At 70.7% G+C, this 12,959-nt stretch carries 8 protein-coding genes, 3 tRNA genes and 1 pseudogene; 8 read left to right on the plus strand and 4 right to left on the minus strand.

What is annotated here, in order from left to right:
- Positions 1 to 39 precede the first annotated feature (39 nt).
- Both G3I60_RS15420 and G3I60_RS15425 read left to right on the plus strand, forming a co-directional pair.
- Complete coding sequence (locus G3I60_RS15420; protein ID WP_138353241.1) at positions 40 to 1,302, plus strand: NAD(P)/FAD-dependent oxidoreductase; 1,263 nt, start codon at positions 40 to 42, stop codon at positions 1,300 to 1,302.
- 35 nt (positions 1,303 to 1,337) lie between these two features.
- A pseudogene (locus tag G3I60_RS15425) lies at positions 1,338 to 1,715 on the plus strand (GNAT family N-acetyltransferase); the annotation flags it as partial.
- A 60-nt stretch (positions 1,716 to 1,775) separates the two neighbouring features.
- Here the strand turns inward: G3I60_RS15425 and G3I60_RS15430 are convergent.
- Positions 1,776 to 3,686, minus strand: coding sequence for a glycoside hydrolase family 9 protein (locus G3I60_RS15430; protein ID WP_164294032.1), 1,911 nt, complete (start codon positions 3,684 to 3,686; stop codon positions 1,776 to 1,778).
- 120 nt (positions 3,687 to 3,806) lie between these two features.
- On the opposite strand from G3I60_RS15430, the gene dnaG reads away from it, so the two are divergent.
- The 3 genes from dnaG to G3I60_RS15445 all read left to right on the plus strand — a co-directional run bounded on the left by dnaG (position 3,807) and on the right by G3I60_RS15445 (position 8,469).
- Complete coding sequence (dnaG, locus tag G3I60_RS15435; protein WP_164294033.1) at positions 3,807 to 5,726, plus strand: DNA primase; 1,920 nt, start codon at positions 3,807 to 3,809, stop codon at positions 5,724 to 5,726.
- 256 nt (positions 5,727 to 5,982) lie between these two features.
- A complete protein-coding gene (locus G3I60_RS15440; RefSeq protein WP_239069858.1) occupies positions 5,983 to 7,326 on the plus strand; it encodes an RNA polymerase sigma factor in 1,344 nt (447 codons plus the stop codon).
- Positions 7,327 to 7,590: 264 nt separating this feature from the next.
- On the plus strand, positions 7,591 to 8,469 hold the full coding sequence (locus tag G3I60_RS15445) for a hypothetical protein (RefSeq protein WP_164294035.1): 879 nt from the start codon (positions 7,591 to 7,593) through the stop codon (positions 8,467 to 8,469).
- 301 nt (positions 8,470 to 8,770) lie between these two features.
- On the opposite strand, the gene G3I60_RS15450 is transcribed toward G3I60_RS15445, so the two are convergent.
- From G3I60_RS15450 to G3I60_RS15460, 3 genes are all read right to left on the minus strand, one after another.
- Positions 8,771 to 8,844 (minus strand) — tRNA-Ile (locus tag G3I60_RS15450).
- A gap of 154 nt (positions 8,845 to 8,998) precedes the next feature.
- A tRNA-Asn gene (locus G3I60_RS15455) sits at positions 8,999 to 9,074 on the minus strand.
- Positions 9,075 to 9,079: 5 nt separating this feature from the next.
- Positions 9,080 to 9,152 (minus strand) — tRNA-Asn (locus G3I60_RS15460).
- Between the two features lie 209 nt (positions 9,153 to 9,361).
- Here G3I60_RS15460 and G3I60_RS15465 point away from each other — a divergent pair.
- The 3 genes from G3I60_RS15465 to G3I60_RS15475 all read left to right on the plus strand — a co-directional run bounded on the left by G3I60_RS15465 (position 9,362) and on the right by G3I60_RS15475 (position 12,946).
- The gene (locus G3I60_RS15465; RefSeq protein WP_138356745.1) at positions 9,362 to 9,658 is read left to right on the plus strand and encodes a YtxH domain-containing protein; all 297 of its coding nucleotides are present in this window, start codon (positions 9,362 to 9,364) and stop codon (positions 9,656 to 9,658) included.
- 27 nt (positions 9,659 to 9,685) lie between these two features.
- Entirely contained in the window at positions 9,686 to 11,143 is a 1,458-nt protein-coding gene (locus G3I60_RS15470) for an FGGY family carbohydrate kinase (protein ID WP_138356746.1), read from the plus strand.
- Positions 11,144 to 11,212: 69 nt separating this feature from the next.
- Positions 11,213 to 12,946, plus strand: a complete 1,734-nt coding sequence (locus G3I60_RS15475; protein WP_138356747.1) for an ABC transporter ATP-binding protein — start codon at positions 11,213 to 11,215, stop codon at positions 12,944 to 12,946.
- Positions 12,947 to 12,959: the final 13 nt, after the last annotated feature.

Raw genomic sequence — 12,959 nt, forward strand, 5'->3', positions numbered from 1 at the left:
GGACGCTCGCAGGTACGGCATCTGTTGGGGAGGCGCACAGTGGTGGACGCAGACCAGACCATCGTCATCGTCGGAGCGGGACTCGCCGGCGCCAAGGCGGCGGAAACCCTCCGGTCGGAGGGCTTCACCGGGCGGGTGATCCTGATCGGCGACGAGCGCGAGCACCCGTACGAGCGGCCACCCCTGTCCAAGGGTTTTCTGATCGGCAGCGCGGAACGCGACTCGGTCTTCGTCCAGCAGACGGCCTGGTACGCGGAGCACGACATCGAGCTGCACCTCGGCCAGCCGGTCGTGCACCTCGACCCCGCGGCCAAAACCGTGCGGCTCGGGGACGGCACCGTCCTCCCGTACGACAAGCTGCTGCTCGCCACCGGCGCCGAGCCGCGCCGGCTGGACATCCCCGGTACCGAACTGGCCGGCGTCCACCACCTGCGGCGGCTCTCGCACGCGGAGCGCCTCAAGCACGTACTGACCTCGCTCGGCCGCGAGAACGGCCATATCGTCATCGCCGGCGCGGGCTGGATCGGCCTGGAGGTCGCCGCCGCCGCGCGTGGCTACGGCGCCGAGGTCACCATCGTGGAGCCCGAGCCCACGCCGCTGTACTCGGTGCTCGGCCCCGAGCTCGGCGGGGTCTTCGCCGATCTGCACCGCGAGCACGGCGTCCGCTTCCACTTCGGCGCGAAGCTCGCCGAGATCTCCGGCCAGGACGGCATGGTGCTGGCCGCCGTCACCGACGACGGCGAGGAGCACCCCGCCCACGACGTGCTGGCCGCGATCGGTGCCGCCCCCCGCACCGCGCTCGCCGAGGCCGCCGGGCTGACCCTCGCCGAACGCTCGGCGGGCGGCGGTATCGCGGTGGACGCGTCCCTGCGCACCTCGGACCCGGACATCTACGCGGCCGGCGACGTCGCCAACATCGAGCACCCGCTCTCCGGCGGCCGGCTGCGTGTCGAGCACTGGGCCAACGCCCTCAACAGCGGCCCGGCCGCCGCCCGCGCCATGCTCGGCCGGGACGTCAGCTACGACCGGGTGCCGTACTTCTTCTCCGACCAGTACGACCTGGGCATGGAGTTCTCCGGCCATGCCGCGCCGGGCAGCTACGACCAGGTGGTGTGCCGGGGAGACGTCGGCAAGCGGGAGTTCATCGCCTTCTGGCTCAGCGGGGGACGCGTGCTGGCCGGGATGAACGTCAACGTCTGGGACGTCACCGACCCGATCCAGCAGCTGATCCGCTCGGGCCGCACCGTCGACCCCGACCGGCTGTCCGACCCCACCGTGCCGCTAGCCTCCTTCCTGGAATGACCGAAGGACCGGACTGACCAGCGGAGGACCACGTCATGCGCACGGCCGTCGTACCCGTCGAGGAGATCTTCGAGCTGCGCTGGGCGGTGCTCCGCACCGGCCTGCCCCGGGAGACCGCGATCTACCCGGAGGACTCCCGCGAGTCCACCTTCCACGTCGCGGCCTACGACGACGAGGGCGCGGTCCAGGCGTGCGTCACGTTCTTCCCCGACACGCTGCCCGGCGAGGGCGCCGCCGCCTACCGCTTCCGGGGTATGGGCAGCGCCCCCGAGGTGCGCGGCCAGGGCTACGGCGCGGCCGTGCTGCAGGCCGGCCTCGCCGAGGCCACGGTGCGCGGCGCCGAGCTGGTGTGGTGCAACGGCCGTACGTCCGCCCAGGGCTTCTACGAGCATCTCGGGTTCACCGCGACCGGCGAGGAGTTCATCGTCGAACCGAGCGGACCGCACTTCATATTCATGATCAAGACGGCCGGATCAGCTCGACAGGTAGAACGCCAGCAGTCCGGAGGCGTCCATGTCGAGCGCGGGCTCGGAGCTCTGCCAGGACCGGACGTCGTCGACATAGCGACTTCCGCGCCCGGTGAAGGTCCCGAACGGGTCCGCGCCGCCGGGCTGGCACTTGCGCATGTCGTCCAGGTAGTCGCCCAGCCCGTCGGCGAACTGCGCGGTCCCGTTGGGCCCGTTGACGATCGCACCGGTGTCCACCGGCGCCTTGCCGTCCAGGCTCCCGGCGAGATTGCCGAGCTGCCCAGCGGTGCACTTGGGGTAGGTGGTGCCCGAGCCGACCATGAAGGACGTGCCCCAGGCGTTGGCGCCGAGCAGCCAGTCGAGCTGCTGGACGGCGAACCGGTTGACGGAGGTGTCGCCGGTCAGCCCCCGGTAGAGCCGGGTGGTGGCCGCGAGGCCCAGGGTGTGCGAGTCGGCGTCGAAGTCGTTGTAGACCGCGCCTGCGTGGAACGGGTCCTTGGCGGCGCGGGCCTGCCCCGAGGCGATCTGCGCCTTGAGGTTCGCGACCAGGGTGTCGTACGAGACCGGCAGCCCGGCCGGGTTCCCGGCGGCCTTGATGGCGCGCGCCAGGTCCGTGTAGGCGAGCGCGCTGGTGTCGTACATGTTGAGCGTGTCGCCGGTCGTGCCGTACGCCTTCGCCCAGGTGGCCGACTGCTGGAGCCAGCCGGCGGCGCGGGAGTCGCCCAGCTGCTGCGCGGCCAGCGCCAGCTCGGCGCCGCCGAAGGCCAGGTCGTCCTGCCAGCTGGTCTCCGGGTAGTACGCGTACGGGACGGTCGTGACGAGCTTGCCGGGCTTGGTGTCCGCCAGCGCGTAGACCTGCGCGGCGGCCGCCAGATAGCTCTTGGCCTTCGCGGGGTCCGAGGCGGCGTAGCGCTGCGCGCCGAGCGCGAAGTCGGCGGCGAGCCGGCCGGCCTGGTTGGGGCTGAGCTTCGAGCCGGGGGCGCCGGCCCGGAACACCGGGCGGTTGCGCAGGAACGCGTTGGCGGTGTCGGAGTCGTCCTTCTGCGGCAGCCGCCAGACGTCGTGGTCGCCGACGACGCTGCCGCTGTCGGTTCCGGAGCCGAGGCCGACCTGGATGTAGAGGGTCTTGGTGTCGCCGTCCCACATCTTGTCGAGCCAGTCCAGGCCGTGCTGCGCCTCGGCGCCGAGCGCGGAGGTGGGGGAGGCGCCGGTCTCGCGGGCGGCGATCTGCAGCGTGGCGGCGGCGTACGTCGTGGTCTCGGTGAACTTCAGGTAGTCGCCCGCGTCGAACCAGCCGCCCTCGGCGTCGACGGTGCCGCCGAGCTTGACCGGCGCCTTGGAGATCGTGTCGCCGTCGCCGCTGGTGAACTTGGGCCAGTCGTAGACGGCGGCGTGCGCGTCGTTGAGATGGGACGGCTGGCGCTTCAGCGACCCGGGTATGACGTCGCGGCCGTCGCGCTGGGCCTGGAAGAAGGTGGTGGCATCGGCGGCGGGCTTGCCGTAGACGGCCTTCGCGCTGCCGATGGTGAAGGTGGGCGAGGCGCCGGTGGCCGCGCCGCTGACCTCCAGGTGGTAGGTGCCGGCGGCCTGCACCGAGCTGAAGTCGATCAGGTAGACGGCCGGGTAGGCGGTGTTCCAGCTGCCCTGGCTCGTGCCGGTCGTGCCGGTGGCGGCGGTCGCGCCGGTGCTGTCGAGCAGCTTCCAGGTGGCGCCCGAGACGGCGCCCTTCGCCAGCAGGAACGCCTCCTTGGCGCCGCTGCCGTCGTATCCGACCTGGTTGACCCGGACCTGTCCGGTGGTGGCGGCCTCGGCGGAACCCGCGCCGCCGCTCAGCAGGGCCGCGACGACAGCGGCAGTGGCCGTGGCCGCACCTGCCGCCAGGCCGAGTCCGCGTCGTCGACTGTGCTTGTGGGGCATGCGCCCGCCTCTCCGTCGGTACCGCGCGCCATTAGTAAACATTCTTAACAATTGGGGAAGCTAGTGGGTGGCCGCGGCGGAGGTCAAGGGTCTGTCACACCTGGGCCTTAGACTTCACGGGTGGCAGGCAGGATCAAGGATGAGGACGTCAAGGCGGTCCGGGACGCGGTCCCGATCGACGCCGTCATCTCGGAGTACCTGCAGCTCAAGAACGCGGGTGGTGGGAACCTGAAAGGGCTCTGCCCCTTTCATGATGAAAAGTCCCCGTCGTTCCAGGTAAGTCCCTCGAAGGGGCTCTTCTACTGCTTCGGCTGCCAAGAAGGCGGCGACACGCTCGACTTCGTCATGAAGCTCGACCACCTCTCCTTCTCCGAGGCCGTCGAGCGGCTGGCCGCCAAGACCGGCATCGTGCTGCGGTACGACGAGGGCGGGTACAACCCCGGCCGCCAGCAGGGCGAGAAGATCCGGCTCATCGAGGCGCACAAGATCGCCGCGCAGTTCTTCGTCGAGCAGCTCGGCAGCGCCGAGGCCGAGATCGGCCGCAAGTTCCTCACCGAGCGCGGTTTCGACCAGGCCGCCGCGGAGCACTTCGGCGTCGGATACGCGCCCGCCGGCTGGGACCACCTCATCCGCTTCCTGCGCGGCAAGGGCTTCACCGACAAGGAACTGCTCACGTCCGGGCTGGCCAGCGAGGGCCGCCGCGGGGCGATCGACCGCTTCCGCGGCCGGCTGATCTGGCCGATCCGCGACATCACCGGTGACGTGATCGGCTTCGGCGCCCGCAAGCTCCGCGAGGACGACAACGGGCCCAAGTACCTGAACACCCCCGAGACGCCGCTCTACAAGAAGTCGCATGTGCTGTACGGCATCGACCTCGCCAAGAAGGAGATCGCCAAGACCGGCAAGGCAGTCGTCGTCGAGGGGTACACCGACGTCATGGCCTGCCATCTCGCGGGCGTCACCACCGCCATCGCCACGTGTGGCACCGCCTTCGCCGAGGACCACATCAAGATCCTCCGCCGGCTGCTGATGGACAACTCCAGCTCGCACGTCGTCTTCACCTTCGACGGGGACGCGGCCGGCCAGCGGGCCGCGCTGCGCGCCTTCGAGGACGACCAGAAGTTCGCCGCCCGCACCTCCATCGCGATCAGCCCCGGCGGTATGGACCCCTGCGAGCTGCGGCTCGCCGACGGTGACGCGGCCGTGCGCAACCTTGTCGAGCACTCCTCCCCGCTCTTCGAGTTCGCCATCCACAGCGCCGTCGCCCGGCACAACACCGACACCGCCGAGGGCCGCGCCGCCGCCCTGGAGGAAGCCGCACCGATCGTCGCCGGGATCAAGGACAGCTCCATCCAGCACGAGTACGCGGTGTCGCTCGCCTCCAAGCTCGGCATCCTGGACGAGCAGTTCGTCGTCCGCCGGGTCTCCCAGCTCGCCCGCTGGGCCCGCGACCGCGGCCAGCGCGGCCCGGAGCCGCGCCGCGACCGTCAGCAGGGCCAGGGCCAGAGCTCCGGTGGTTCGGGCCAGGGCGTCACCCGCCCCCAGCCGCCGCGCGGCCCGCGGCTGGATCTGCGCAGCCCCTCCCACCGGGTGGAGCGCGAGCTGCTCAAGCTCGCCCTCCAGCATCCGCACCTGGTCTCCCCGGCCTTCGACGCCTACGGCGAGGACGAGTTCACCGCCCCGCCGTACGCCGCCGTCCGGCACGCCATCTCCGAAGCCGGCGGCACCGAGCACGCGGACGACGGCTACCTCGCCCGGGTCCGGGACGTCGCCCCGGACGACACCGTCCGGATCCTCGTCACCGAGCTGGCCGTCGAGGCCACCCACACCCGGCGGGCCCCCGACGAGGTCTACGCGGGCATGCAGCTCGTCGCCGTCCGGCTGCAGGCCGTCGAGCGCCGCATCAGCGAGGTCCGCGCCAATCTGACCCGGCTCGGCCCGCGCGCCGGTGCGGATGATCTCAGCGCCGTCCAGAGCGAGTTGTGGGCGCTGCAGCAGTACGGCCAGCGGCTGCGCGAACAGGGCACCGCGGCTCTGTAGGGCCGTCCTCCAGCTATTGCTGGGAGGTGCCCCCAGGCCGCTGTCCGGTGCGGTGACCGATCGAACGCACCCCGTGACATTGGCCCGAAAAACCCGGCGCACGCCCCTCGTGGCGGGGGTGTGCCGTGCGCCACACTGGGGGGCGGTGCCTGAGTCCTCGGAGCGCGGAATACCGGATTCTGCAAACAGAGATGCGACCGGTGATCCGCATACGGCGAACTCCCGGACGGACAGCGGCCAGGCCGCGACCGTCCCAATGCCGCGCGTCTCCGAGCCCGTGACTGTGCTCACCATGGAGGTCGCTCCCGTGCAGACCCACCCCCTGACGACCGTGGCCGAGGTGGTCTTGTCGGAACCCGAGGCCGAGCCGAGGGAACGGGAGCGGGTACCGGAGCAGAACCACGCCGCCACCCACCCGGAAGCGGAGGACGTCCTGGAAACGGAGGACGTCCTGGAAACCGAGGACGGCCGGGAAGTGCAGGACGGCCCGGACTCGGAACCGGACCCGGAGCCACCCGAGCCGCCGGAGCTCCTGAAGGTCCTCGCGTCCGAGCCCGCCGCGCCCCCCGAGCCCCCGGAGCCCCGCGAGCCCCGGGAATCCCGCGGCTCCATAGTCAGGGAACCCGAGGCCCGGGACCCCGACGACGAGGCCGACGACCGGGAGCGCCGGTCCCGCGAGGAGGCGGCGGGCCCTTCCGCGGACCTCTTCCGGCAGTACCTGCGCGAGATAGGCCGCATACCGCTGCTCACCGCCGTCGAGGAGGTCGAACTGGCCCGCCGGGTCGAGGCCGGCCTGTTCGCCGAGGAGAAGCTGAACAACTTCCCTGACCTGGACTCCCAGCTCGCCGTCGACCTCGACCGGCTGGTGGTCAACGGCCGGATGGCGAAACGGCGGCTGATCGAGGCCAACCTGCGGCTCGTCGTCTCCGTCGCCAAGCGCTACGTCGGACGCGGTCTGACCATGCTCGACCTCGTCCAGGAGGGCAATCTCGGCCTGATCCGCGCCGTCGAGAAGTTCGACTACGCCCGGGGCTACAAGTTCTCGACGTACGCGACCTGGTGGATCCGGCAGGCCATGAGCCGGGCGCTGGCCGACCAGGCCCGCACCATCCGGGTCCCGGTGCACGTCGTCGAGCTCATCAACCGCGTCGTGCGCGTCCAGCGCCGCCTGCTGCAGGAACACGGCTACGAGCCGAGCACCGAGGAGGTCGCCGCCCACCTCGAACTCTCCGAGGAGCGCGTCACCGAAGTCCTGCGGCTGGCCCAGGAACCGGTCTCCCTGCACGCCCCGGTCGGCGAGGAGGACGACGTCGCCCTCGGCGACCTCATCGAGGACGGCGACGCTACGTCCCCCGTCGAATCCGCCGCCTTCCTGCTGCTGCGCGAACACCTCGAAGCGGTGCTCTCCACCCTCGGCGAACGCGAACGCAAGGTCGTCCAGCTCCGCTACGGCCTCGCCGACGGCCGCCCCCGCACGCTGGAGGAGATCGGCCGCATCTTCGGCGTCACCCGCGAACGCATCCGCCAGATCGAGTCCAAGACCCTCAACAAACTCCGCGACCACGCCTTCGCGGACCAGCTCCGCGGCTACCTGGACTGAACCTGCTCCGTAGCCTCGCGGGTGGCCGCGCGGGCACCCTGGAGGGTTTGTCCCTTCCGGGTCGCAGTTGATTGCATGCTTGCCGGGATCGGCCTCCCGGCTCTCACCGCCGGCCTCGTCGCGATGACCTGAGCGCCACCGGCGCCGGCCCACCTCAAGGGAAGTACGAGCCACGGCGATTGCCGTCCGGTGGCCCGCAGAGAAAGCTGTACAAAGTGATGGGGAAACGGGCTCAGTCAGCGCAGAATTAGCGCCGGAGCCGCAATGCACGATGTTTTGGATACCGCTTGGGGCTGGAATAGCGGATTCCGTGCATTTTCGCGTTCGCAATCCTTCTTACAGGGGGGCAACATGAAAGTGACTCGATTACGTGCGTGCCTGCTCGCGTCGGTGAGTACATTCGCACTGATCACCGCCGGTGCCGGACAGGCCCTCGCGGCCGGCCCCGCGCCGGCGGACCCAGGAACGCCGGCTGTCCAGTACACATTCGCTGACCTCGGCGCACTGGGCGGCACCAACAGCTCCGCGGCCGCGGCCGACGACGACACGGTCGTCGGGACGTCCCAGACCACCGGCAACGCCGCTACCCACGCGTTCGCCTACAACCGGCACGCCCGCACCATGACCGACCTCGGTACCCTCGGCGGCACCTTCAGCACAGCCAGTGCGGTCAGCGGTCACACCGTCGTGGGCCAATCCCGAACAGCCGGCAACGCCGCCCTCCACGGGTACGCCTACAACCTGCTCACCCACGCCCGCACCGACCTCGGGCGCAGCCTGATGATCTCCCAACTGGTCAGCGGGAACACCGCTGTGGGCGGAGACAGCCTCCTGTCGTCCACTTTCAACCTGACCACCCACGCAGTCATCAGCATCGGCCCCGGAAACGGCGTCACCGAGGTCAGCGCGATCAAAGGCGACCTCATTGTCGGCAACGTATTCGCCTCCAACTCCTTCGCTTTCGCCTTCGACATGAAGACCGGCGCATTCACGAATCTGCCTGCCCTGGGCGGACTCAACTCCACGGCGTCGCAGTCCAGCTGTTCGGGGATCGTTGTGGGAAAAGCGGCCCTGCCGCCCCCCGGCCCATTCACCGCCAACGGCCCGTTCCACGCCGCAATTTGGGTGACGCACACCGCCTGATCCGCGGATGCGGACACCGCCAGGCCCGAGCCCGCTCATCCCTGGCAGTGTCGCCGTCCGGCGCGGAACCCACGCCGGACGGCAGCCGGGCGCCCGACCAGGCCCGCGGCGCCCCGGAACGACCACGTGGTGCGTCAGAGCCTCACGGCAGACGGCCGGCTCCCGCGGCTCATCGTCCCGGTCGGCGTCGGCGAGCAGCTGACGACGACCCGGAACGGGCCCCTCATGTCCCCTGAGCGTCCCCTGCGCCTTGGTTTCCATCGTGAGTACGGCTGGCCAGTTCTCCGGCAAGACCTCAGGGTGGGGCGGGTGGGACTCGAACCCACGACCGACGGATTATGAGTCCGCTGCTCTAACCGGCTGAGCTACCGCCCCGTACGACACGCCTCACGCGCCGTCTGCCGCAGCATAGCTGCTCATACGATCTGTCGCCCTCGCGGGTCACAGACGCATCACTGAGTGGACTTCGATCAGGGGGCGGGCGGTTCCCGGGAAACGAAAAAGGACCCCAACGGGGTCCTCTTGTCGTTGGCTCCCCCGACTGGACTCGAACCAGTAACCCTCCGGTTAACAGCCGAATGCTCTGCCAATTGAGCTACAGGGGACCGCGCTCCCCCGACTGGACTCGAACCAGTAACCTGCCGGTTAACAGCCGGCTGCTCTGCCAATTGAGCTACAGGGGATTGCGCTGTGCGCATCGAGGAACGCCACGTCCGGACCAACCGGACGGCGCGCGCTCGCTGCGAGACATACATTAGCGCAAGTGGGGGGGTGCTCCGCCAACCCCTATCGCCGGGGTTGTCGTCCGGCTACAGCGGGTAGGCGCGAAGCACAGTCCACAGGACGGCCCCGAGGGCCGGACCCGGTACGAGTACGAGGAAGGGTGGAGCCCATGCGCTACCGGCTGACGTTCATCACCGGAGCCGTCGTCGGGTACGTGCTCGGGGCGCGGGCCGGGCGGGAGCGGTACGAGCAGCTGCGCAAGAGCGCCCAGCGGATCGCGCAGAACCCGGCAGTGCGCAACGCCGCCGAGAGCGCGGCGCAGACCGGGCGCGGGGTAGCGGTGAAGGCCGCGGACGCCGTCGGGTCCAAGGTCGGCGACAAGATGCCGGAATCGGTCACCGCGAAGGTCAGGGCGCTGCGCGACCGGGGCCGCACCGAGGACGACTGGGGTACCTCGAACACCTGACGGTGCCGTGCGGCATCATCTCCCCCTATGGGGAAAGTCGCGGGCATCGACAGTTCGGCCGCAGGGACCACCGTCGTCGTGTGCGACACGGATACCGGCGAGGTGCTCCGGCAGGGGTACGCGCCCCATCCCGTGGAGGGCGAGGCCGCCCCGGCGGGCAAGCCGACCGAGAGCGATCCACAGTCGTGGCTGCTGTCGCTCGGCGAGGCGGCCAAGGACGGCCTGCTCGAGGGCGTCCTGGCGATCGGCATATCCGGGCAGCAGCAGGGCCTGCTGGCGCTCGACGCCGGTGGCGTGCTGGTCCGCCCGGCACTGCTGCGCGGTGACAAGCGGGCCCAGCCGCAGGCGCTGGATCTGACCGCGGCGCTCGGCGGCCCGGCGAAGTGGGCGCAGGCCGTCCAGTCCGTGCCGCACGCCGGATACCCGGTGGCGAAGCTGCGCTGGCTGGCCGAGCACGAGCCGGCGGCGGCGCAGCGCACCGCCGAGGTGCTGCTGCCGCACGACTGGCTGGTCTGGCAGCTGCTGGGCCGGCCGCAGCGGCGTACGACCGACCGCGGCGACGCGTCCGGCACGGGTTACTGGTCGGCGGCCACCGGGGAGTACCGCTCCGATCTGGTGGAGCTGGCGCTCGGACACCAGGTGGCGCTGCCGCAGGTACTCGGTCCCGCCGAGCCGGCCGGGCAGACCCCCGAGGGGCTGCTGATATCGGCGGGGAGCGGCGACACGATGGCGGCCGCGCTCGGCCTGGGCGTCGGCCCCGGTGACGCGGTGGTCTCGCTGGGCGCCTCCAGCACCGTCTTCGCGGTGCACGACGAAGCCCTGACGGACCCCTCCGGGACGATCACCTCCTTCGCGGACGCCACCGGGCGTCATCTGCCACTGCTCCAGACCCGTAACGCGGTGCGCGTGCTGCGCGCGACCGCCGAGCTGCTCGGCACCGACCTCGCGGGCCTGTCGGACCTGGCGCTGCGCTCCACCCCGGGCGCCTACGGCCTGGTGCTGCTGCCGTATCTGGAGGGCGAGCGCACCCCGGACCTCCCGCACACCGCCGGCACGCTGGCCGGGCTGCGGCGCGAGAGCATGAAGCCCGAGCACCTGGCGCGGGCCGCGTTCGAGGGCATGCTGTGCGGGCTCGCGGACGCGCTGGAGGTGCTGCGCGGGCGCGGGGTCGCGGTGCGGCGGATCTTCCTGCTGGGGGCGGCCGCCGAGCTGCCCGCCGTGCGGGCGATCGCCCCGGCGCTCTTCGAGGCGCAGGTGGTGGTCCCGCAGCCGGGGGACCACGCGGCGCTGGGCGCGGCCCGGCAGGCGGCGTGGTCGCTGGGTGTGGTGCTCGGCTCGGCGACGGCGCAGGAGCCGCCGGCCTGGCGGACCGGCGGGCACCGACTGCTGGAGCCGGGCGACGACCTGCCGGTGGGGCAGGCGATACGCCAGCAGTACACAGCTGTTCGGGAGCAGACCCACCCCGGGGCCTTTGCCGAGGTTTAAACGAATGCGGACCCAGGATGTCGGAAGATAGGATCGCTCGCCGATCAAGCCGACTCTGAGAGATTCCGTGTGCTGATCCGAATTCTGCGCACCCACCTGCGCCCGTACCAGCGACCCATCACGCTGCTCGTGCTGCTCCAGCTCGTGCAGACCATCGCCACGCTGTACCTCCCCACGCTCAACGCCGACATCATTGACAACGGTGTCGTCAAGGGCGACACCGGATACATCCTGCGGCTCGGCGGCATCATGATCGCGGTCACCGTGCTCCAGGTGGTGTGCGCGGTCGGCGCCGTGTTCTTCGGCGCCAGGACGGCCATGGCCGTCGGCCGGGACATCCGGGCCTCGATCTTCGACCGGGTGCAGAGCTTCTCCGCCCGCGAGGTGGGGCAGTTCGGCGCCCCGTCGCTGATCACCCGCACCACCAATGACGTCCAGCAGGTCCAGATGCTGGTGCTGATGACGTTCACCCTGATGGTGTCGGCGCCGATCATGTGCGTCGGCGGCATCATCATGGCGCTCGGCCAGGACGTACCGCTGTCCTCGCTTCTGCTGGCCGTGGTGCCGGTGCTCGGCATCCTCATCGGGCTGATCGTCCGCCGGATGCGGCCGCTGTTCCGCACCATGCAGGTGCGCGTCGACACGGTGAACCGCGTACTGCGTGAGCAGATCACCGGCATCCGGGTGATCCGGGCGTTCGTGAAGGACGACTACGAGAAGAAGCGCTTCGCCGGCGCGAACGACGAGCTGACGGACGTGTCGCTGCAGACCGGCCGGCTGATGGCACTGATGTTCCCCGTCGTCATGACGGTCGTGAACGTCTCCAGCGTCGCGGTGATGTGGTTCGGCGCACACCGGATCGCGAGCGGCGGCATGCAGATCGGCGCGCTGACCGCGTTCCTCAGCTATCTGATGCAGATCCTGATGTCCGTGATGATGGCCACCTTCATGTTCATGATGGTGCCGCGCGCCGAGGTCTGCGCGGAGCGCATCGAGGAGGTCCTGGCGACCGAGTCGAGCGTCGTTCCGCCGGTCGCACCCATCACGAAGCTGCTCCGGCACGGCCATCTGGAGCTGCGCGGCGCGGACTTCAGCTATCCGGGTGCCGAGGCGGCGGTGCTGCGCGGGGTCGACCTGGTCGCCAGGCCGGGGGAGACCACCGCGGTGATCGGGTCGACGGGCAGCGGCAAGAGCACCCTGCTGGGACTCGTCCCACGGCTCTACGACGCGACCGGCGGCGACGTGCTCGTCGACGGGGCCTCCGTCCGGGACCTGGCCCCCGCGCTGCTCGCCGAGACCGTCGGCCTCGTCCCGCAGAAGCCGTACCTGTTCTCCGGGACCGTCGCGACCAACCTGCGCTACGGCAAGCCCGACGCGACCGACGAGGAGCTGTGGCACGCGCTGGAGGTCGCGCAGGCCCGCGGCTTCGTGGAGGAACTCGAAGGCGGCCTGGACGCCCCGATCGCGCAGGGCGGCACGAACGTCTCCGGCGGTCAGCGGCAGCGGCTCGCCATCGCGCGGGTGCTGGTGCGCCGGCCCGAGATCTACCTCTTCGACGACTCCTTCTCCGCGCTCGACTACGCGACGGACGCGGCCCTGCGCTCGGCGCTCGGCCGGGAGACCGCCGAGGCCACCGTGGTGATCGTCGCGCAGCGGGTGAGCACCATCCGGGACGCCGACCGCATCATCGTCCTCGACGAGGGCCAGGTGGTGGGCACCGGAACGCACAGCGAACTCATGTCGGAGAACCCGACCTACCGGGAGATCGTGCTCTCCCAGCTCACCGAGCAGGAGGCAGCATGACCACCCCGGCGAA

It is taken from the genome of Streptomyces sp. SID13666 (genome assembly GCF_010548325.1).
Taxonomy (GTDB): Bacteria; Actinomycetota; Actinomycetes; order Streptomycetales; family Streptomycetaceae; genus Actinacidiphila; species Actinacidiphila fildesensis.

Coding starts and splice junctions, on each gene's coding strand:
- G3I60_RS15430 (WP_164294032.1), bottom strand. CDS start 3,686: ATGCCCCACAAGCACAGTCGACGACGCGGACTCGGCCTGGCGGCAGGT.
- G3I60_RS15440 (WP_239069858.1), top strand. CDS start 5,983: ATGCCGCGCGTCTCCGAGCCCGTGACTGTGCTCACCATGGAGGTCGCT.
- G3I60_RS15445 (WP_164294035.1), top strand. CDS start 7,591: ATGCACGATGTTTTGGATACCGCTTGGGGCTGGAATAGCGGATTCCGT.
- G3I60_RS15465 (WP_138356745.1), top strand. CDS start 9,362: ATGCGCTACCGGCTGACGTTCATCACCGGAGCCGTCGTCGGGTACGTG.
- G3I60_RS15470 (WP_138356746.1), top strand. CDS start 9,686: ATGGGGAAAGTCGCGGGCATCGACAGTTCGGCCGCAGGGACCACCGTC.